Below are 20418 nucleotides of genomic sequence, written 5' to 3' on the forward strand. Positions count from 1 at the left end.
CGTCTTGCGCCGCTCATCACCCAACAGGCCATCAAGGAACAGATTGGCCGATGCCGCTACCCGAGCCTGTGTGAACAGGCTGCCCATCCGCGCCTTCACATCGCGCAAAGACGTTGCCCATAGCTCCAGTGTCGTCTCGATTGATGCGCCCGTCATCCACGGCCTCCTCACCATGGAAACCTATTGATTCAGAGTTCCAATCAATATGCAACTGTAATGCTAGGTTTCGATCTGAAATATCTGAACCAGCGAACGCCAATCGGGGTGACTTGCCAAAGCGTGAGTTCAACAGATTGGCGAATGAAGCGGAGCTTGCCGATTGGGAGGAATTGGGCCGCTCAACCGATGGCAGTGTGTATGCCGTGCGGGGTAAACAGGATTTTTTTGGCGACCGGTGACTATTGTCGCCTTCTTGCCGAATAGAGAGATATGCAACCCCGTCTTCTCTCCCGGCTGATGCGGACTTCTCCGCCTGATGCGCCGCCCCGTCCCCCCTGCGGGACCGTGGGCGTTACCACGCAAGATGCGTGGGGCGGGCTGATGATCGCCGCGCAGGACGGCCATGGCGGGGCCTATCGCCGGTTGCTGGGTGAGGTATCGGATTGGCTCGAACGCTATTTCCGGCGACGGCTTCCTGCCGATTTTGTCGACGATGCCGTGCAGGAAACGCTGCTCGCGGTGCACCGTCGGCGCCACACCTATGATCCTGCGCAGCCCTTCGGGCCTTGGCTTGCCGGGATCGCCCGGCGCAAATGGATCGACGCGCTACGTACCATGGGGCGCCAGCAGGCCGAGCCGCTGCCGGAACATCTGCCGGTCGAGGATCATCGCAGGACGGTGGTGAGCGCCACCGTCCTTTCCGGCCTGCTCGAGCAACTTCGTCCTGCGCAGGCAAAGGCGATCGCACTGGTCAGGCTGCAGGGTTACACATTCGAGGAAGCGTCGCGCGAAACCGGCCTTTCGCTATCCGCAGTGAAGATGAACGTGCATCGCGGCCTCGCAAAACTCACCACCTTTATCGAAAGAACCGACGATGTCGAATAGCCTGTTGATCGATCGGCTTTCCGCCGAGTTGCCACCTGTCCGTCGGCGCAATCCGGCGCGCGAGCTGGCTGTGGTCGCTAGCTTGGGCGCGCTCGAACTAGCGCTCGTCTTGGGCGTCGGACTGATGCGGCCGGATATGGCGAGCATGATTGGCTCGCCCTACATGATCTGGAAGCTCGGCAGCCTCGCGATTCTTGCGCTGCTCGGCTGCACGCTTGCCGTTCGCTCCTTTGTCCCGACCGCTTCGTCCCGAAAGGGCGTGACAATGCTCATGGTGCTGGCCGTCGCAGTTACGGTGTTCGGCCTGATCGCTGTCCCGCACCCGAGCGAAGCCGCTTCGCTGGCCGAGCGTCTGGCACCCGCCCAGGGGCTTCTCTGTGCTGCTTCGATCGTCGTGCTTTCGATGCCGGTGATGGCGGCGCTCGGCTGGCTGATGCGGCGTGGCGCTCCGGGCAATCCGCGGAAGAGCGCGTTCGCATGCGGCCTGGCCGCCGGGACGCTGGGGGCGCTGATCTTCGCTGTTTGCTGTCGTTTCAACGATCCGCTCTACATCGTCGTTTGGTATTCGATTGGCGTCGCCACCGTCTGCACGGCTGCGCGAGCGCTGCTTCCGCGGCGCTTCCGCCTCTAGTACTCGCCTGCGGCGCTTCGCCGCTTTCCCCAGCTAGCCCGCCTGACCGACGCACCCATGCGCGCCGGAACAGGTTCGCTTGCGCTTGCTCCATACGTCAGGAGATAATCATGACCCGCCTTGCCACGAGTGCACCTGCCGCCGCGCCTGCGTCTTCCAACTGGCTCAAACGCTATTATTCGATGCGCGCCGCCGTTTCTATCCTGTGGGTCGCACTGGCGTTCACGATCGGCAAGTCGCAACCGGCGATCGCTACCGTCCTTCTGATCGCATATCCGCTTTGGGACAGCATCGCCAATTACATCGATGCGATGCACAGCGGCGGGCTTCGCGTCAATCCGACCCAGTTTCTCAATACCGTTGTCAGTGGCGTCGTTACGGCAGCCGTGATCGTCACCATTCAGCACGATTTCCACACCGCAATCGGCGTGATCGGTGTCTGGGCGGCGCTGTCGGGCCTGCTGCAGCTATCGACCGCCGTACGCCGCTGGCGCAAAGTGAGCGCGCAATGGCCGCAAATCCTGAGCGGCGTCCAGTCCGCTGCTGCAGGCGCTCACTTCATCATCCAGGCGGCTGCTCCGTCGCAGCCGCTGAGCGTTGCCATCGTCGCGCCCTATGCCGCGTTCGGTGCCGTCTACTTCGCGATCTCCGCCGGAGTGCTGGCGTTCAAACGTTAGGCAAGCAGCCTTAGCTGTCCTCGTTGGCCGGATGCCTGCCTGTTGGGCGGCTTTCGACGAAGCCGTAAGGTCATTCGAACGGCGGCTATGTCGAAGGGTTTCGGGCGTCGGCAGACGTACGTAAACCCGGACAGGTACGACCCGCGGATCCCCAAGCGGGGTCTATGGGGATTTGGGATTCGGCCGGTAGCGAGGGCTGCCTACAAGTGCAGCGGCGCCGATTGAGCAACACGGTAGCGATATCAACTCGACTTGCCGCACGCAAAGGGCGCTTTGGCGCTATGACAAACTTATGCGACAGGACCGGCGCACGTACCGAGATCTCTTTTTGGGATTACGGATATGCATGCGTCCGAAATCGCGGTCATTCGTTTCGGCCTGGGTGCGCGGCCTTGGGACAGGATACCCGCGGATGGCCGCGGATGGCTGATCGATCAGTTTATCCAGTGGAAGCCGGTGCTGCCGAATGCATCGGCACTTGCGAGCCGGGCTGATATCGTCGCCGACATTGCCGAATATCGTGGCATGACCAAGCAGGCGAAGTCGCAAGCCCCTGGCGATCAATCTCCCCCCTCCGCAGCCCCCGCCAGAAAGGCCGATCGCAAGCAACTCAATCGATTCGCACGCCAGCAATATCTGGCGCAGATCGGTGTTCGGGTACGCAGCGCCGTGCTCAGCGATACGCCCTTTGCCGAAAGGTTGGTGCATTTCTGGGCCAATCATTTCGCGGTTTCGGCAGACAGGCTGGTAACCATGGGACTTGCCGGACTGATGGAGTTCGAGGCAATCCGTCCCCATATATTCGGTCGCTTCGAGGACATGCTGATCGCGGTCGAACAGCATCCGGCAATGCTGCTGTATCTCGATCAGGCGCAATCCGTCGGGCCGAACAGCCCGCTCGGCCGCCGCGCCGCAGCAAGAGGACGCAAGGTCGGCCTCAACGAAAACCTGGGCCGCGAGATCATGGAACTGCACACGCTGGGCGTGCGAACCGGGTACAGCCAGGCCGACGTCACCGAATTCTCCCGCGCGCTGACCGGATGGACGGTGGCCGGCCTGGGTCGGGGGCGGGTTGCGCGGCGGCGGCAAGCCGACGCAAAGCCCGGCGATTTCGTATTCGTGCCGGCCCTCCATGAACCGGGCACGCGCACAATCATCGGCAAGACCTATCGCGAAGGCGGTGAAGCACAAGCGCGCGCAATACTCGCCGACCTGGCCCGCGCTCCGGCAACCGCCCGTCACGTGGCGACGAAGCTCGTCCGGCACTTCGTCGCCGATTCTCCTCCCCCCGATCTGGTCGAGCGGCTTGAGCAGGCCTATCTGTCAAGCGATGGCGATCTGCCAACCGTTTATCGTGCATTGATCGCATCGCCCGAAGCATGGCTGCCGACGCCGGCCAAATTCCGCGATCCGTGGAGCTGGACGATCGCGACGCTACGGGCCGTCAACAACGGCCCCGGCGCTGTTCCGCCCATGCAGGACCGGATGCTGGCTGGCGCCCTGGACCAGCTTGGCCAGCCGGTATGGCGGCCCGGCTCGCCCGCCGGCTACGATGACCTTGGCGCCAGTTGGGCGGCACCCGACGCGCTGCTACGCCGTGTCGATCTGGCTGGGCGCCTGGCGGCTCAGGCTTCCCCCACGCTCGACGCGCGAGCCCTGGGCGAGCGACTGTTCGGCACCGGGCTGACGCCTGCCACTGCGCAATCCATCGCCCGCGCCGAAAGTCCGCAGCAAGGTCTGGCGCTGCTGCTGGTTTCCCCCGAAATGTTGAGGTGCTGATCATGATCGCACGCCGGACCCTGCTGGCCAACGGAATCGGCGGCATTGCCGCGGGAATGCTGATTCCGCGGGTGGTCTATGCCGCTGCGCCAACCGAGCGCCGCTTCGTTTTCATCATCCAGCGCGGCGCGGCCGACGGTCTTCACATCGTTCCGCCATTGGGCGATCCGGGCTATGCTCAGCTTCGCGCCCCCTTCCTTGAAACGCTGTCGAACGCACATCGCGTCGATGCGACCTTTTCGTTGCATCCGGCACTGTCGCGGGTCGCCGGACTGTTCGACGCAAGGCAGGCGATGGCGGTGCACGCGACCGCCTCGGTCTACCGCGACCGCTCGCATTTCGACGGCCAGAATGTGCTCGAGACCGGAGGACGGCACGCCTATACCGAGACCATCGGCTGGATGAACCGGTTGGTCGGCGTGTTGCCTTCGGACAAGGGCCTGGCGCTGGCAACCGACATCCCCATGGCCCTGAGAGGACCGGCGGCCGTCACAAGCTATGCGCCAACCCGGTTGCCGGCATCCGGTGCGGACCTGATGGATCGCGTCGGCGCCCTCTATGCCGACGACCCGCAGCTCGCTGGCCTGTGGCATACGGCGCTCTCGACGCAAGCGATGGTCGGGAGTGCCGTGCGAGACAATGGGCGGTCCGGCGAAGCGATCGGCCGGATCGCCGCGCAACTGCTCGCGCCTAATGAAGGCGCCCGCATCATGATGATCGAGACCGACGGTTGGGACACCCACAGCGCCCAGATCGGTCGGCTCAATACACAATTGCGCAATCTCGACGCGTTGGTCGGGGCCTTGGCTGATGGACTCGGCGCTGCGTGGAACCAGACACTGGTGGTGGTCGCCACGGAATTCGGTCGTACCGCTGCGCTCAATGGTACCGGTGGAACCGATCATGGGACCGCCAGCGCGTTACTATTGATCGGCGGTGCGTTGCACGATGGCGGGCGGGTGATTGCTGACTGGCCAGGCCTTGCACCGTCACACCTGTATCAGGGCCGCGACCTCAGGCCGACCAGCGCAACCGAAGCGGTGATCGTCGGCGCTTTGGCACGCCATTTCGATCAGGACGCCGACCTGATGGCACGTACGGTCTATCCGGACCAACCTGACCTTAAACCCCAGATGGCTTGACGGTAGTAGCGAACATTCGGTCATTCCCCGCCCAATGTCGATTCATCAGTAACTGCCGTTCGTTCACCAACCATATGACTGCAATTGGGCCGGCGCGAACTATCCGGATTGCAATGCTCAAAGCAGGAAAGCTGCCGGTCGTCGCTTAGCAGCGCTTCTGATCTCGGACAGGCTCACCAAGCGGTAGACATATGCTGAGTCGTACACCGGATCGAAGCATCTCCCATCCGATGTCGCCTTGCGCATATATAACAGCACTGTTATATTATTTTTATGACCGTCGCCCGCAATGCCTTGGGAACACAGCTCCGTAACCTGATCGAGCTTCTCGATGGCGCCGTAGACCGCCGATATGACGAAGCGGGGCTGTCGGCGTATCGGCCGCGCTACACCCCGGTGATGCGGGCATTGCTCGATGCCGAACCGCTTTCGATCAAGGCAATCGCCGCCGCGGCGGGCCTGACGCATTCTGCTGCGAGCCAAACGGTGGCGCAGATGCAGAAGGTGGAACTTGTCACGATCGCGCCGGGTGCCGATGCGCGCGAGCGGATAGTGTCGCTTACCGATAGAGCGCGATCGATTGTCCCCGAACTGCACAGGCTGTGGGACGCCACCAACGCAGCCGCGACGACCCTCGACTCTGAACTCGCCTATCCGCTTTCCCTGCTGCTCGAAGAAGCGATCGCCGCGCTCGAACGCCGTGCCTTTGATCTTCGGCTCGTCGATCATGAGGATTCACAATGACCGCCCGGTTTCGAAAGCATCTTCATTGTTCGCTGCCGCTCGCCACGCTCGCACTGGCCTTTACCGGCGTACCACCGATAACTTGGGCTTGGAGAACGACACCGAACACGCAGACGCCTGCTTTCGAGCATCGCCTCACGCAACTGCAGCGGTTTCTGGGCGATCGCATCGGTCGCGACGCGCTGAATGGTACGATTTTGATCGGCCGAAACGGAAACCCGGTCTTTCGCGAGAATTTCGGCATAGCGAACTGGGAGACCGGCCGTCCTATCGACAATGATACCGAATTCGAACTCGCCTCCGTCAGCAAGGTGTTCACCGCTACAGCGGTGCTCCAGCTTGTCGAGCAGGGCAAGGTCGATCTGGATGCGCCCTTTGCGCGATATTTCCCGGCGTTTCCTTATCCCCACATGACGATCCGACAGCTGTTGTCACACAGCGCGGGGCTGTCCGACCAGGATCTTGCCGGGATGGTCGAGGACTATCAGTCGCATATCGCGCCGCAGCCGTTCATGATCGCAGATCTGGTGCCCGCGATCGTCGATGCGCATCGGACGATGAAACTCGAGCCGGGCGAGAAGTGGTGGTATTCCAATCTCGGCTTCCAACTGCTCGCGCTACTCGTCGAGCAGCAATCGGGCGAGCCGCTGCCGGACTATCTCGCGGCGCATGTCTTCGGCCCGGCGGGCATGAAGCACAGCTATATCAAGACCGCCCTGCGTAATCGCGAAGACACGCCCAACTTTGCCCAGAACTACGCATGGCCGCATCCCTGGTCGCAGGCGCGAGTCCGCTTGGAGGGGAGCCGCAGCTATTATATCAACACGCTCTATGGCAATGCTTCGATAGTATCGACCGCAGCCGATATGCTGCGTTTCGACGCGGCTCTGCGCAACGGCGCCCTGCTCAAACCGGCGACGCTCGAACGCGCCTATGCCCCCCAAAAACTCGCAAGCGGTTCGCCCGATTTTGTCTGGATCAATATCGGCGGGATGGGCGATGCGGACGACGCGCTCGGCTGGTTCCGCTTTCGCGACGAAAGCATGGGACGGATCGTGTGGCACGCAGGCGGTATGCCGGGGTGCCAGACGATGTTCATGCGCAATCTGGATAGCGGTATCACCATAATCCTGCTCGCCAATGCCGACAGTCAGAATCTCCACAAGACCGCGCTGTCCGCAATGCGGATCCTGTCCGGGCAACCGCCGATCGACGAGCCGGTCTCGCTGGTTCGGCTCTATGGCGCCACGCTCGTCGAACAAGGCGCACAAGCTGCGACGGCAATGCTAGACCGGCTGCGCGTTGATACGGCGCATTATCGCCTGACAGAAAATGACCTCAACAATCTGGGCTATGCGTTTCGCGAGGCGGGGCGGATGCGTGACGCGCTTGCCGCCTTCCAGACGCAAATCCGTCTTTTCCCGTCGAGCAGCAACGCGTTCAACAGCTATGGCGAGGCACTCAAGGAAGCCGGCGATTTGGCAGCCGCGGCAGAGGCGTTACGCCACTCGCTCGATCTTGATTCGACCAATTCCGATTCGCAGGCAGCGCTCGCGCGCGTCGAAGCGGCGCTTGCGGTGAGCCGGCACCGTTGAGACAGTCTGGCCATAGTTGAGTACCAATCCCAACCGGCTGATCACTGAAAAGAACTTGGCCGCGCGCAACGGCCTGCTAATTTTGGCGCCATGCGCAATAGAAGGCAGTGCCAGTGGCATTCGAATGCATCTTCTCACAGCCGACCGATCGATTCGACAAACCGAGTTCAGACCGGAGTATAGACGATCATGATCCTTCTATGCCTGACCGGGTGGACCGTCCTCCGGCGATCGCTCCTCGTCGCCGTGATGGCGATGCTACTATGTCCTACGATGACACTCGCGAATGATCGCGAGATGCGGTCGGTCGCACGGGCCGAGGCGAAGCGCTTTGTAGCATCGCCCGGTGGGACCGCGCTGTCCATCGGCATCGTCATGCGCGGCGATGCAATCAGCATACACGCGGGCACGGTCGCTCCGAGGAGCAACGAGCCGCCGACCGACCGCACGATCTATGAGATCGGGTCGATCACTAAGACCTTCGCGAGCACGGTCCTGGCACATGCCGTGCTCGAAGGGCGCGTCGCGCTCGACGACGATATCCGCCGCTATCTGCCCGACGAACTTGGCCGCCTTGACGCGAATGGTGAGCCGATCCGACTTGTCCATCTCGCCAATCTCACGTCCGGGCTGCCCAACTGGCTTCCCGATCCGGGCGACCGGCTGAGCGGCGCGACGCCCGATGAGGCCGTGAAGGCGCTGATCGCGTTGCATCAGGGTTATGACATGGATCGGCTCTACGCCGATCTTGCGAACATCAGCATCCCCACGCCGCCGGGCGCCGTTGCGCGCCATTCGAACGTCGCCGCCCAATTGCTCGCGGCGATACTCGCGCGCGTCTATCAGGCGCCTTTCCCGGAATTGGTGCAGCGATATGTCACCGGTCCGTTCGGCATGCGCGACACCGGATGGCAGACCGGCGAATCGATGCACCCGGGACACGATGCCGAAGGACGCGCGATGCCGCTGACCACCGAGATGCCCGACCTTCCCGATGCCGGCGGGCTGCGCACGTCGACGCGCGACATGCTGATCTATCTGCAGCATCAACTGGCAGAAGATGATCCCGCGATCGCGCTGACGCACCAGTCGACCGTCGTCACCGACGATGAGGAAGTCGGCCTCAATTGGCATATCGACACGCTGCCCACCGGCGAGAAAACATATTGGCATACCGGAGGCACGTTCGGCTTTAGCAGCTATATCGTTCTGTTCCCGGCGCGTAGGCTGGGAATCGTTCTGATGACCAACGAAAGCGACCCGGAAACGCAGCGGCGCCTTGTCGCGATCGCCAGCAAGATCGCCGAAGCCGAGGCCGGTTAGGGCTTGAACGCCTGCGGTCGATGCCGTTCTGCAGCCAGGAGAAGCGGTCAGGTCGTGGATTCACAGAAAGTCGGGGAGCAGAAGATTCGCCAGGATCTTGCGCGCCATCGTCACCATGATCACACTTTATCACGCCCTGGATGGTGCATAATCAGCGCCGCTTTCGCGAACATACCGACACCAGCGTCTGGCAATTCGCATTCTTGCCCAACGCCGTCGCGTACTGAGGCGCGACACCAACCAAGGCCTTGCCCTTCTTCGGCAGAGCGGTGCCGTCGATGATCAGCCGGGCCCCGTCACCGCCAACCAGTTCATCCGCCTGGTCCCACCAGGTCGCTTCCAGCGGACTGTTCTCCCATAGGGCCTGCCCCGATGAAATGATGAAGCCGGTCATAGGGTATCGCATCCGAGCGGGCTGCCATGGGCTGAATGCTCTTGCGATCACCTAGCCCGATCAGGCCTACAATATAGGCAGGGCACATCCGGCGCCGCGTCTTGTTGCCCAAGCCTTCCCGATACGGCGCGAGCCACCGATCAAGATCCGCTTGCCAGTCCTCGTCCAGCGCCAGCCTCAGTCAAAGCTGGCTCCCAGTGAATCACGCAATCAGCGACATGGGAATCCTAAATCACACTTTTGCCAAAGTAGTTCTAGCATTACTAGCGGCGACAAGGCCGGCCGCCTGGCCCTCCTGCGGGCATATCGCGCCGAAGATGCAAGCGGATTTGGTGCGCTGGTCGTCCAGCGCCGAGGGGCGGGTTCCCCGCTTCGCCCATCGTCTCGTGATCTTGTTCTTCTGCCCGATCCGGGCCTCATCCTGAAACCAGATCTCTATCGGCGTGCCGCACGGAAGGGACGTTCTGACCTTGTCCAGCTCGGCGGCGAAGCCCCCTTTTTGAAGGCTTCGATCATGTCCGGCTCCTGGGCGTGGTGCTTCGGCCGCGCCGAGAGCTTGCGAGTAGCCGAGCGCGCGCAACTCGCGGCTCAAGATGGGCCGCGATACCGATAGCGAGAAATCGTCCCACAGCATTTGCGCCAGATCGACGATCCGCCAGCGCAAGCAAGCGCCGAGTTTGCGCGCCATCCTTCGACCGGCGCGGCGGCCCTCACAGAGACGACATTGAAATCGGTACGAAGCGCAATCGGCATGGCAAACTCCAATCCGTTTACCATCTTGAATCGGGCATGTCGTCGTAGGAGTCATAGCCTTCGACCAAGGCGTCATGCGCCTCCGCCGCTTCCGAAAACCGCGCCTCGTCCTCATCCGTAAAGGCGACGGGTTGCGGATAGTGACGCCGCATCCCGTGACCATGCGGAAAGTCGATGCTCGCCTCGGCCCATTTCCAGCCTTCGGCCAGAGCGCCACTGGCGATCTCGCGCAGCTTCTCCGTAACGAGCATGTCGAGCAAGCCCACATTCTCGAAGAAACCGCCGTCATCCTCGGTGAACAGGTCGCGGATAATCGTGCCGCCTGCCTCGACATAGGCATCTGCGCCGATGAACACCGCCCGCCGGTCGTCTGCCGGAACATTGCTGGCGGTAAGATCACGCCGGATGATCCACGGTTCCTTGTTCCACGACAGATTGTCGAACACCTACTCCTGCCGGGCATGATCGTCAGTGATGGCGAACGCCGCCAACTGGTCGAGCGTGATCCCGTCCTGCCGGTAGATGTCCATCAGCTTCGGGCTGACCGCGCCGAGACGCAGCCGCCGCTTGACGATTTCGGGAGAGACGCCGAAGCGCGCACCGATTTCCTCCGCGCCCCATCCCTTGTCGCGGGACAGTTCATGGAACCGCTCGAACTGATCGGCGGGATGCATGTTCTCGCGGGTGACGTTCTCGTCCAGCGAGACTTCGGACGGGTCGTTCTCGGTGTCGAGCCAGCAGCGGATAAGGTGGTTCTTCCTGATCTCCTTGCGCTTGGCGCGCAGCAGATAAGCGAGCCTGCGGCCCTCGCCAGCGGTGACAAGATAGGCGCCGGTGGGCTTGTCCCCTTTCATCTCGGGTTCCACCACAAGGTTCTGTATCAGCCCCTTGTGCGCGATGGATGCGGCCAGCGCTTCGATTGTAGCCTCGCTATGCGGCACCTTGCGGGCATTGTTGGGCGACTTCTTGAGCTTGTTCAGCGGCACATGGATGATGCGGCTGTCCTGTTCGGCCTGCTCGGTCGTCCCGGTTTCGATGGTATCGGTCATTATCCCTACTCCTTGGGTTTCCGCGCAGCGGGAAACGCCGCGCTGAAACCCTGCCCGTCGGCGAGACCGAGGGTGCAACCGGAGGGGCGGCTTCGCGGGGAACCGGCTGCACGGAGCGCGACGCGCGAAGGAAGCTGGGCGGAAGGCGCTCCGAAGGGCGCCAGGGGCAGCGCCCCAAGCACCGCGCCGTTCACGGCGCCATCATGTAGGCACCGGCTATTGCTCGGCGTGTTCACGCCGTCCGCTAGGCGATCGTCACGCGGATGCGCCGAAACCCGCCAGGGGTTCGGTCGGAGCGCAGCGGAGATAGAGCGCCGGTCCCGAAGGGAAGCACCGGCTGACTCAGTCAGGGAAAGCGAGGTCCATCGCGATATTCGCCACGCGACGCCAGAACCACTCAATCTTTGCCAATTTTCTGGAGACAATGTGGAGACAACAGCCTTCGCAGCAGGCTTTGTCTCCAGCGAAAGAGGGTGCGCCGTGGCACTAATTGGCTGATTTTTTTGGAAAACCTGGCGGACGAAGGGATTCGAGCCCTCGACCCCAACCTGGGCAATTCGATTTGAACGGTAACGACAGAATGCGCTAGTATACGATTTAGTACGCTATTTCAAATAGATATTGTCAATCTCGCTACGACAACATAACCTCCAATTCGCCAACAAACGACCGATTTTTATTACGTTGTTATTACTTTTCGGTCTCGCGGAGCACGCGTAATAAATTGGAGGATGTTCCATGGCGTAGGCAAAGCTGACGAAGCGCACGCTCGATGCCCTCACCGCACCCGAGACGGGTCAGACATTCGTGTGGGATACCGAGATCCAGGGCTTCGGGGTCCGGATAGGCGCTGCCGGCACCAAGACTTTCGTTATCCAGTATATGAACACAGAGGGTCCAATCCGCCGCGTTAAGCTGGGCCGCTTTGGCGTGCTGACGGTGGATCAGGCTCGTGATCTCGCGAAGATCAAGCTCGGCGCGGTGGCATCCGGCGAAGATCCGGCCGAAGACGCGCGCCGCGCCCGCAACGAGATGAATGTCGCGGAGCTTTGCGAATGGTATCTGACCGAAGCGCGCGCAGGCAGGATTCTCGGTCGCCGCAACCGGCCGATCAAGGAGTCATCGCTTGCGATGGATGAGAGCCGGATTCGAACCCACATCAACCCGCTGATCGGCAAGCGCATCGCCCGTCATCTGACGATTGCCGATGTCGAAGCGATGCAGGACGATGTAGCGAAGGGAAAGACCGGAAAGCCTCGCACCGGCGGTCGCGGCGGCAAGGCAACCGGCGGCCGCGGGGTCGCTGCGCGCTGCCTAACCTCGATCCAGGCGATCCTGGGGCATGCAAAGCATAAGGGCCTGCTCGCCGAGCACCCGACAAAGGGGGCCAAGAAGCTCGCCGGAAACAAGCGAACACGGCGCCTCAGCGTCGCCGAGATCGAAACGCTGGGTAAAGCGATGGTCTATGCGGAACAGCAAGGCGTCAGCCCCACCGGGATTGCCGTGATCCGCCTGCTGCTTCTGACCGGCTATCGCCGCGAAGAAGGGCAAGCCATGCAGCGGGAATGGGTCAATCCGATGGGCGGGTTCGTCGCCTTTCCCGACACCAAGACCGGCGAGCAGGTCCGAGCGATCGGGCCGGAAGCGATCAAGGTGATCGTGGCGCAGCCCCGGATCGCCGGCAATCCCTATGTGTTTGCGGCAACGACGGGCGATGGCCCCTTCACGGCTGTAAGCGCCTGCCTGCAGCGCGTTTGCGGTTATGCCGGAATCACGGGCGTCACGCCCCACGTCCTGCGGCACACCTTTGCCAGCATCGCCGCCGAACTCGGTTTCTCGGAACTGACGATCCGTGCGATGCTGGGACACGCCTCGCAGAATGTGACGCAGGATTACATCCACGTCGATGAAGCGCTGAAACTGGCCGTACGACGCACGTCCGACGAAATCGCCAAGTTGCTCGCCCAAGGGGCCGCCAAGCTCGACCGCCTTCGCCTTGTGGCCTGAGCGGCGTTCAAAGCTGAACGAATGGTAGGCGGGTGCGGCTACGCCGTCGAACTGGTGGCGTGTAAGGGCGAGAGTAGCGGGATCGCACTTGCATTACGAAATTCGCTTACAACGCTGGTCGCCAGCTTAGCGCAGCGGTCACCCCGTCAGCTTCGGCGCGCAAATTTCGGAGAGGAAATCGAGAAACACCTCTAGGCGTTTTAGCTTCGCAGCAGGATCCGAGTAAACCGCATGCACTGGTAGGGGTGTCGTCGTTAGCTCTTGTGGAAACAATGACACCGCACGGCCGGCGGCAATGTCGTCGTCAATCAGATAGTCCGAAAATTGCTGGTATCCGCAACCTGCTAAGACAAGGGCGCGCACCGCCTCTCCGTTCTCTGCGTGAATAGATGCGGCGGGTCTCATGGGTTTATGCCGTCCCCTGAACCACCAATCGTTGTTTCTCGTTGGGTTGAGGTATCGCACCTGACGGCGCGCTTCCATTTCTCCGATCAAATTGGGATGACCATCCTTCTCGAGCCTCGATGGCGCCGCTACCAAACGCCAGGCTGCGTTACCGAGTTTACGATGGCGCAGTTCAGAATCCGGAAGGTTGCCCAACCTGATTGCAACATCGGCATGGGCGCTGATCAGGTCGACGACGTTGTCGGTCATTGCCAGCGAGAGCTCGATGTCGGGATACCGGGCTCGGAATTCCGGCAAGCGCGGTATCAGCACATGCAACATGAACGGCACAGCCGCATTGACACGGATTGTTCCGGCCGGAGCCTTCGCGGCAGAGCGGAGATCGAGCAGTTCTTCGGTTTCACTGAGGATCGACCTTGCCTGCGCAAGTGTCCTAACGCCTTCCTCAGTCAATACGACTTGGCGTGTCGTCCTTCTGAAGAGGCTGAAAGAAAGGCGCTCCTCCAGCTTTGCTACGGCGCGACTCAAGGACGACGATGCCACATTAAGACGGCGACCGGCTTCGGCAAAACCGCCGTCCTCCGCGACTGCTACGAATGCAGCGAGTTCTCTGAGATCCGGAAATTCGTGCGGTTTTAGCAATGATCCAATGCCCTTGCTGTGGTTTTTGAGATAATGAGCCGAGACTAGATCGGGTTCCACATCCTTGATCCGCTGGATAGCAATGGAGCCCTCGTCATGGTTTCAATAAAAAAAAATGCGATGCCGCTCGCATTATGGGCGCTGACAATAAGCGCCTTCGCAGTTGGCACCACCGAATTTGTTATCGTGGGACTTATTCCCACCATCGCCGCCGATCTTGGCGTTTCCCTCCCTTCGGCCGGGTTGCTGGTCAGCCTGTATGCGCTCGGCGTCACGGTAGGCGCCCCTGTTCTCACAGCCCTGACCGGCAAGATGCCCCGCAAGACCTTGCTGCTTTCGCTGCTGGTCTTGTTCACAATCGGCAACCTGTTCGCTGCTTTGGCGCCGGGCTACTACGCGCTTATAGCTGCTCGCTTCATCACGGGGCTGGCCCACGGTGTGTTCTTCGCGATCGCATCGACCATTGCGACCAAACTCGTTCCGACCGAGAAGGAGTCCTTGGCCATCGCGTTGGTCTTCCTTGGGCTGACCGTCGCCCTCGTGACGGGTGTGCCGCTCGGCACGTGGATCGGCCAGACCTTCGGTTGGCAATCGACCTTCCTTGGCGTCGTGGCCCTTGCCCTGATCGGCTTGGTGTCGAGCGCCCTACTCGTGCCTTCGAACCTCGAACAGGATGCGCCGCCGACCTTGCGTCAGCAGGCACAGGTCCTGACGTCACCTCGCTTGCTGCTTCTCTATCTAATCACAGCTGTGGGCTATGGCGGCAACTTCATTGCCTTCACCTACCTCGCGCCCATGCTGACCGACGTCACTGGGCTCGGTGCCGGGGCCGTCAGCCTTGTGATCCTCCTCTACGGTGTATCGGTCGCGATCGGTAACATCTTGGGTGGCAAACTCTCCGATCGCATCGGTCCCGTTGCCGCCTTGACGATTATCTTCGCCGGCCTCGCTATATCCCTACTGCTTTTGGGTCTCGGTCTAGCGTCGGCCTGGGCGGCTATCGCGGTAACCCTGTTCTGGGGCGGCTTCGCCTTCGGTAACGTACCACCGCTACAGTCCTACGTGGTCCAAATTGCTCGCGATGCGGCTCCCAAGGCTGTCGATGTCGCTTCGGGCCTCAATATCGCTGCTTTCAACCTCGGTATCGCTATCGGCGCATGGGGTGGCGGCTTGGTCGTCGAAGAAATGGGTCTGCGTGCAGCACCCTTTGTCGGAGCCGCGATCGTCGCCTTCGGCATCGTCCTGACCCGCTGGAGCGGCGCGCTCGAGAAGCGCGCCAACCAGACGACGGCAAACCGCACCAAGGTTTTCCAATGAATGCGCTTGATCGCCTTGCTTCCAACCGGATGACCTCCGTTGTCGAGCTTCCGCTAGACAACGACTGGTCGCCGGCCAGTCAGGCCGCAACCGCTCTCGATGTCCTGCGAATGCAAAGGATCCCGCGCCGCGGATGCCTTCGCACGAACATGGCCCTTGCGAGCGATGCGGTGTGCGCATTTATCCCTTAGGCGCCAGCCATCGCCTTCGGAAAGAGACGCGAAACCGCGCCACGGTCGTTTGAGTCGCCTCAGTCGCAGGCACCATCTCATACCCGAATTCAGCGAGGCTGTGCGGGCGTCGACGAGCGAAACGGCGGCACCTTTCCCGGCGGGGCTTGAGGATTGCCTCGCCGGGCTCGAATGGGTGCGCCAGGCGGGGAGCTTGCGATCGACCCGGGCCGGATAGTCCTGGCCGGGGGGAGCGAAGGCGCCAATCTGCGGCTGTGCTGCGCGATCTTCCCAAGTCGCCCGACAGGCCGACCGAGCCGACACTGATTCTCGTCGCCCCGGAGAGCTCTTTGGCCTAACCAGCGAAGTTTAGGCTGGCAAATCGGTTTACTTCTATTGCCGTGAAAATGCGGCATTGGCGGGAATTTGTGTCATCATTGGTGACGGTTTGGCAGCGTCAAAGACCCGAACTCAAAGCAGCTTTGATATATGCGATCAATTGTCCGATGAGGGGGCGTTGCTCGCGTCTTCGCGGGTAGAGAGCCCATAATTCGAGTGGCACTGGCCGGGCGTTCAAAGAAATTTCGCAAAGCCGTCCGGCATCGAAATCGTCGGAAACGAAGAATCTCGGAATTGCCATCAGACCGAGTCCCGCAAGCGCAGCTGCTCGCATGGCATGGCCGTTATTTGTAATTACCGAAGGGCGTGGGACGCCGCGAGATTTCGCAGAGAAAGAGGCCCCCTCGAAGGCCCATTGTCCCTGATCTTGAATCAACGAATAACCAATGACCGCATGATTTCGCAGATCCGCTAACGAAGCGGGCTTGCCGTGACCGGCGAGATATGCCGGGCTCGCGCACACCACCCTATCGACTTTGCAAATCCGTCGACCGATGAGATCGACGTCGCTCGGCTGTCCGACCCGAAGCCCCAGATCAAAGCCTTCACTGATCAGATCGACGTAAGCGTCAGCATAATTCAGTTCGAGATCGATCCCTGGATGCTTCGCGAAGAAAGCAGCGAGCACATCACCGAGCAAGGCCACGCCCAGTCCGGCTGGAAGCGTAATGCGGAAGCGTCCTGCACCGGTTCCACCCGGTTTTGAGACCGAAGCGACAAGTATGTCGAAATCTTCCAGCGTGCTGCGCGCGCCCTCGTACAGTAGTCGGCCCCGGTCCGTCAGGACCAGTCTTCGACCGCGGTCGAACAGGCTTACACCCAAGGTTTTTTCGAGGGTGGCTATCCGGTTGCTGACTACGGATTTGGCAAGGCCCAATGTCTTGGCCGCGCCGGTCAGACTATGCGCCTCCACGACGGATTGAAAGGTCCGTAAGGCGGTGAGATCGATATCTCTTTGCATTGCGTACCCATTACATCGTTCGAAAAAATCGAACAGCTATTTCGAACATTCATACCTTTCCAAACATGCGCAAATGCTCACCTTCTGGCGACACAAGCCGGCACATCGCCGACTGATCACAAGTGAAATCCGGCCGCATTCAGAATAGCGCGGTCGAAAAAGGAGCAAGAAATGTACGCAATTACCGGAGCCACCGGCCAGTTGGGTCGCCTCGTCGTGGAAAAGCTTCTCGAAACCGTCCCGGCGGACCAGATCGTCGCCGCCGTGCGCGATCCGGCAAAGGCCAGGGACCTCTCGGAACGAGGGATCGTCGTTCGCGAGGCGGACTACGATCGGCCGGAAACGCTCGAACAGGCCTTCGCAGGCGTCGAGAAGGTTCTCCTGATCTCCTCGAGCGAAGTGACGGGCCGGTTTCCACAGCATAAGGCGGTCATTGAGGCGGCGAAGAAGGCTGGCGTGCGGTCCATCGCCTACACCAGCATGCTGCGCGCAGATGAGACCAACACGAAACTTGGCGTCGAACATGCGCAGACCGAACAGGCAATCAAGGACTCGGGTCTCGAATGGACGATGCTGCGCAATGGCTGGTATACGGAAAACCACCTGCTTTCGCTACAACCCGCCCTGGAGCAGGGCGCCTTCATTGGTGCGGCAGGCGAGGGCCGGTTCTCGTCGGCAGCACGCGCGGACTATGCCGCCGCCGCAGCCGCTGTGCTGACTGGCGACGACCACGCCCAGAAAGTCTACGAACTTGCGGCAGACGCGAGCTTTACGCTGGCCGAGCTCGCTAGTGAAGTCTCGCGCCAGTCTGGTAGCGAAGTCGCCTATAACAACCTGTCGGAAACCCAATACGCTGAAATCCTCGCTCAATTCGGCCTGCCACCGCTGATGGCCGAATACCTCGCCGACGCGGACGCTCGGGCCTCGGAGGGCGCCCTTCATCATGACGGCAATGACCTGTCGAGGCTCATCGGTCGCCCCACCACGCCGCTTGCAGACGTGGTCGGTACGGCTCTCGCCAACTGAACGGCGATGGCGTCGGCGGCAAGCGAATGGTTAGCAGGCGCGCTGCCGGCGCTGTTCGTCCCGCAAGGTGGCGGACCCAGCTTCTTGATGGATCCGCCTGCGGGATGGCCTCACGATACCTGAGATAGGATCGCTTCCGCCCTACGCTCGCTCGGCTGGAAGCCCCTCGACAACCCAGGCGCAGTGCAAGAGCGGGCACAATTGAACAGGGCATATCGGTCACGGCAGCGGCAGTGGGACGCGCCGAACGCCTGTTCTGCGGACATTCTGCAGCAGCAGTGATCGGCCCCGCAGGCATCGTTCGAGAGCGCAGGCGAAGGCTGACGTGTTCGATTACATCGAATGATTCTACAACCCGACCCGTCGTCACTCGACCCTTGGTTACCTCAGCCCCATCGACTTCGAACACGAAGCTGGGGTAGCCTGATTTAGCCTACCTCGGTGTCCATCAAACCCGCAGCAGGCCATGGCGACCGTCTGATTCGCACTCCAAACTTCGATAATTCACCCCTCGCCGGCGATACGCTAAAGCGGACGGGCTGTCGCATGGTCGGAATGGCCGCCGCCAACTGATCAGACATTCGCGGCGTGCTTTCAGGCCCTAGAATGCACCATTTGTTCCTCTCCGCCTTAAGGCCGAATGGGCCAGCCCGACGCACCGCAAGAAAGGGCATCGGGCCGGCCTTGATCAATCCCGCAGCGAGTTTTGCGCCATGCGCTCCTGGCCAATGCGAGCCGCCTCGCGTACCGCCGCAAAGCCATAGTCGAGCATCTGTCGTTCATATTCGGCCAACGCATCGGCCAGCATTGCCTCGTCGGCAGCAACCTTCTTCAGCGCACGCCCGAGCAGCGCGCCGTCCCTCATAGCGACATTGGCTCCCCGGCCCAAGGTGGGCGTCATCGCATGAATGGCATCGCCGAGCAGGGTGACGTTTGTCGGCTCATCCAGCGAGCAGGGCACGCTCGTATACATTTCAACACGGAAGAAAGCCGAGGGGTCGCCGGCACGGACGAGCGATGCAGCACCATCGGGCCACGCGCCGATCGTCTCTGCCGCGACACGCTGAAGTGCCTCGCCCTCGGCGCCATGTAGGTTGTTGGGGAAAAACTCATGTCGGCCACCGACGATGCACGCTACATAATCGTCCTGGCGCCGCATTGACGTACCTGGGGCAAGTTTTCTGGCTGCCGTCGATGGCTCAATCGGGAAGCGCACCGAGCCCATTCCCAGGAATACCTTCCGCTCGTCGGAAGTGATCGCGAAGATGTCGTTCAGCGTCTCCTTCGGCACGATCGCGGTAACCGCCTCAATTGGTACCCGACCATAGATCGCTGTGATCCCCGCATCCACAGTGTCGCAGCCCGGCTCACGCTGGCGGCGCACCGCGGAGCGAATGCCGTCGGCGCCGACCAGGACATGCCCTTTGGCAATCGAGCCATCGGCAAAATGCGCGACAACGCCGTGGTCGGCCTGTTCGTACCGGTCCAGCACTTTGCCGAAGTGAACCCTCTCTTCCAATCCGGCGAGCAGGATCTGCCGCAGAGTTGCGCGATCGACATTGGCGTGTTCCGGCGGCCCGTCGTGAGTGGGCCAGACGCCACGTCCGTCCTGAGTGTCCGCGTGGATCTGTTTCAAGATGGACAGATCGGTTCCGAGGATCGTCGTAAATGGCTCGGTGCGCTGCGATGTTGCCTCAAACAGCGCGCGAAGCTCTGGGGAAAGGACTTCTCTGGCGGAATTGATCCCATCCTCATCAAGGTGAAGGCGATAACCCTGCGGGCGATCGAAAGGACTCCGGTCGCGTTCGAAGACCGCAAAGTCGATCCCGGCACGGCGAAGCGATTGGGCGAGTGTCAGGCCGCCAAGGCCCGCGCCGATGATTAGCACTTTTAAATTAGACATGAGTCGTCCCTTGCAAAAACCAGGATGCAAGAGACGCACCGGTGGCCTGCCGCTGGCGGCGGGCGCTTGCACGAACGTTTCAACGTCACCCGGACTACCTACCGGGCAGTGACTTTCGCGCGTCAAAGCGGCAGATAGATCGGATTGGTTACTGAATCAAGCTAGGGCGGGCCTCGAACGAGGAACAGCGCACCCAACTCGCCGAGCAGGTCGAAGCGGGTCCGATCCCCGCTGCGCACGGCGTCGTGCGCTGGCGCCTGGTCGATCTGGCGCAATGGGTTTGGGACGGGTTCGGCCTGTCGGTTACCCGCCATACGCTCAGCCGCGAGTTTCGCGCGCTCGGTTATCGCAAGCTCTCGGCCCGGCCGCGCCATCGTGGTCAGAAGCCGGACGATATCGCCGTTTTTAAAAAGACTTCGCCGACCGCCTGGCAGCGATCCGGCAGACGCTCCCGCGC

The 20418-nt window shown here is 61.5% G+C and carries 17 protein-coding genes and 4 pseudogenes; 13 read left to right on the forward strand and 8 right to left on the reverse strand.

Going from position 1 to position 20418, the window contains the following annotated elements; translation table 11 throughout:
- A pseudogene (locus tag KY084_RS15935) lies at nt 1–174 on the reverse strand (IS701 family transposase); the annotation flags it as partial.
- Nucleotides 175–540: 366 nt separating this feature from the next.
- Here KY084_RS15935 and KY084_RS15940 point away from each other — a divergent pair.
- From KY084_RS15940 to KY084_RS15975, 8 genes are all read left to right on the forward strand, one after another.
- Nucleotides 541–1044: a sigma-70 family RNA polymerase sigma factor gene (locus tag KY084_RS15940; RefSeq protein ID WP_219239444.1), complete on the forward strand. Its 504-nt coding sequence runs from the start codon at nt 541–543 to the stop codon at nt 1042–1044.
- Nucleotides 1034–1675 carry an NrsF family protein gene (locus tag KY084_RS15945; protein WP_219239445.1) on the forward strand — a complete coding sequence of 214 codons (642 nt, stop codon included), beginning with the start codon at nt 1034–1036 and terminating at the stop codon, nt 1673–1675. The genes KY084_RS15940 and KY084_RS15945 overlap by 11 nt, the downstream gene beginning before the upstream one ends.
- 110 nt (nt 1676–1785) lie before the next feature.
- Entirely contained in the window at nt 1786–2352 is a 567-nt protein-coding gene (locus KY084_RS15950; protein WP_219239446.1) for a DUF308 domain-containing protein, read from the forward strand.
- Nucleotides 2353–2694: 342 nt separating this feature from the next.
- The gene (locus KY084_RS15955; RefSeq protein ID WP_219239447.1) at nt 2695–4131 is read left to right on the forward strand and encodes a DUF1800 domain-containing protein; all 1437 of its coding nucleotides are present in this window, start codon (nt 2695–2697) and stop codon (nt 4129–4131) included.
- 2 nt (nt 4132–4133) lie between these two features.
- A complete protein-coding gene (locus KY084_RS15960) occupies nt 4134–5273 on the forward strand; it encodes a DUF1501 domain-containing protein (protein WP_219239458.1) in 1140 nt (379 codons plus the stop codon).
- A gap of 294 nt (nt 5274–5567) precedes the next feature.
- Nucleotides 5568–6017, forward strand: coding sequence for a MarR family winged helix-turn-helix transcriptional regulator (locus KY084_RS15965; protein WP_219239448.1), 450 nt, complete (start codon nt 5568–5570; stop codon nt 6015–6017).
- Nucleotides 6014–7612, forward strand: a complete 1599-nt coding sequence (locus KY084_RS15970) for a serine hydrolase domain-containing protein (protein ID WP_219239449.1) — start codon at nt 6014–6016, stop codon at nt 7610–7612. Before KY084_RS15965 ends, KY084_RS15970 begins: the two co-directional genes overlap by 4 nt.
- Nucleotides 7613–7909: 297 nt before the next feature.
- On the forward strand, nt 7910–8935 hold the full coding sequence (locus tag KY084_RS15975; RefSeq protein WP_219239450.1) for a serine hydrolase domain-containing protein: 1026 nt from the start codon (nt 7910–7912) through the stop codon (nt 8933–8935).
- A 172-nt stretch (nt 8936–9107) separates the two neighbouring features.
- On the opposite strand, the pseudogene KY084_RS15980 reads toward KY084_RS15975, so the two are convergent.
- The 4 genes and pseudogenes from KY084_RS15980 to KY084_RS16740 all read right to left on the reverse strand — a co-directional run.
- Nucleotides 9108–9498: pseudogene (locus tag KY084_RS15980) on the reverse strand (transposase); the annotation flags it as partial.
- Nucleotides 9499–9600: 102 nt separating this feature from the next.
- Nucleotides 9601–9993 (reverse strand): annotated as a pseudogene (locus KY084_RS16850) (winged helix-turn-helix domain-containing protein); the annotation flags it as partial.
- Nucleotides 9994–10099: 106 nt separating this feature from the next.
- Nucleotides 10100–10528 (reverse strand): hypothetical protein, encoded by a 429-nt coding sequence (locus KY084_RS16735; RefSeq protein WP_343228045.1) that lies wholly within the window; start codon nt 10526–10528, stop codon nt 10100–10102.
- Nucleotides 10529–11131, reverse strand: coding sequence for a ParB/RepB/Spo0J family partition protein (locus KY084_RS16740; protein WP_343228046.1), 603 nt, complete (start codon nt 11129–11131; stop codon nt 10529–10531).
- A 753-nt stretch (nt 11132–11884) separates the two neighbouring features.
- On the opposite strand from KY084_RS16740, the gene KY084_RS15995 reads away from it, so the two are divergent.
- Nucleotides 11885–13138, forward strand: a complete 1254-nt coding sequence (locus KY084_RS15995; protein ID WP_246587290.1) for a site-specific integrase — start codon at nt 11885–11887, stop codon at nt 13136–13138.
- Nucleotides 13139–13276: 138 nt separating this feature from the next.
- On the opposite strand, the gene KY084_RS16000 is transcribed toward KY084_RS15995, so the two are convergent.
- Entirely contained in the window at nt 13277–14245 is a 969-nt protein-coding gene (locus KY084_RS16000; RefSeq protein ID WP_219239452.1) for a LysR substrate-binding domain-containing protein, read from the reverse strand.
- A gap of 36 nt (nt 14246–14281) precedes the next feature.
- On the opposite strand from KY084_RS16000, the gene KY084_RS16005 reads away from it, so the two are divergent.
- A complete protein-coding gene (locus tag KY084_RS16005) occupies nt 14282–15502 on the forward strand; it encodes an MFS transporter (RefSeq protein ID WP_219239453.1) in 1221 nt (406 codons plus the stop codon).
- A gap of 627 nt (nt 15503–16129) precedes the next feature.
- On the opposite strand, the gene KY084_RS16010 is transcribed toward KY084_RS16005, so the two are convergent.
- On the reverse strand, nt 16130–17032 hold the full coding sequence (locus KY084_RS16010; RefSeq protein ID WP_219239454.1) for a LysR family transcriptional regulator: 903 nt from the start codon (nt 17030–17032) through the stop codon (nt 16130–16132).
- Between the two features lie 171 nt (nt 17033–17203).
- On the opposite strand from KY084_RS16010, the gene KY084_RS16015 reads away from it, so the two are divergent.
- Entirely contained in the window at nt 17204–18058 is an 855-nt protein-coding gene (locus tag KY084_RS16015; RefSeq protein ID WP_219239455.1) for an SDR family oxidoreductase, read from the forward strand.
- Between the two features lie 313 nt (nt 18059–18371).
- Nucleotides 18372–18485 (forward strand): annotated as a pseudogene (locus tag KY084_RS16020) (IS3 family transposase); the annotation flags it as partial.
- A 261-nt stretch (nt 18486–18746) separates the two neighbouring features.
- Here the strand turns inward: KY084_RS16020 and KY084_RS16025 are convergent.
- Nucleotides 18747–19961: an FAD-dependent oxidoreductase gene (locus KY084_RS16025; RefSeq protein WP_219239456.1), complete on the reverse strand. Its 1215-nt coding sequence runs from the start codon at nt 19959–19961 to the stop codon at nt 18747–18749.
- A gap of 245 nt (nt 19962–20206) precedes the next feature.
- Between KY084_RS16025 and KY084_RS16855 the strand changes: the two genes are divergently transcribed.
- Nucleotides 20207–20418, forward strand: a 212-nt coding sequence (locus tag KY084_RS16855; RefSeq protein WP_219239457.1) for a helix-turn-helix domain-containing protein, incomplete at its 3' end; no start/stop codon positions are given.

This window comes from Stakelama flava (assembly GCF_019351405.1).
GTDB classification, from domain to species: Bacteria; Pseudomonadota; Alphaproteobacteria; order Sphingomonadales; family Sphingomonadaceae; genus Sphingomonas; species Sphingomonas flava_A.

Excerpts from the sequence above, each read along its gene's own strand:
- KY084_RS16740 (WP_343228046.1), bottom strand. The coding sequence starts at position 11,131 with ATGACCGATACCATCGAAACCGGGACGACCGAGCAGGCCGAACAGGAC.
- KY084_RS15970 (WP_219239449.1), top strand. The coding sequence starts at position 6,014 with ATGACCGCCCGGTTTCGAAAGCATCTTCATTGTTCGCTGCCGCTCGCC.
- KY084_RS15950 (WP_219239446.1), top strand. The coding sequence starts at position 1,786 with ATGACCCGCCTTGCCACGAGTGCACCTGCCGCCGCGCCTGCGTCTTCC.
- KY084_RS16005 (WP_219239453.1), top strand. The coding sequence starts at position 14,282 with ATGGTTTCAATAAAAAAAAATGCGATGCCGCTCGCATTATGGGCGCTG.
- KY084_RS16010 (WP_219239454.1), bottom strand. The coding sequence starts at position 17,032 with ATGCAAAGAGATATCGATCTCACCGCCTTACGGACCTTTCAATCCGTC.
- KY084_RS15960 (WP_219239458.1), top strand. The coding sequence starts at position 4,134 with ATGATCGCACGCCGGACCCTGCTGGCCAACGGAATCGGCGGCATTGCC.
- KY084_RS15940 (WP_219239444.1), top strand. The coding sequence starts at position 541 with ATGATCGCCGCGCAGGACGGCCATGGCGGGGCCTATCGCCGGTTGCTG.
- KY084_RS15955 (WP_219239447.1), top strand. The coding sequence starts at position 2,695 with ATGCATGCGTCCGAAATCGCGGTCATTCGTTTCGGCCTGGGTGCGCGG.
- KY084_RS16015 (WP_219239455.1), top strand. The coding sequence starts at position 17,204 with ATGTACGCAATTACCGGAGCCACCGGCCAGTTGGGTCGCCTCGTCGTG.
- KY084_RS15945 (WP_219239445.1), top strand. The coding sequence starts at position 1,034 with ATGTCGAATAGCCTGTTGATCGATCGGCTTTCCGCCGAGTTGCCACCT.
- KY084_RS16025 (WP_219239456.1), bottom strand. The coding sequence starts at position 19,961 with ATGTCTAATTTAAAAGTGCTAATCATCGGCGCGGGCCTTGGCGGCCTG.
- KY084_RS15975 (WP_219239450.1), top strand. The coding sequence starts at position 7,910 with ATGCGGTCGGTCGCACGGGCCGAGGCGAAGCGCTTTGTAGCATCGCCC.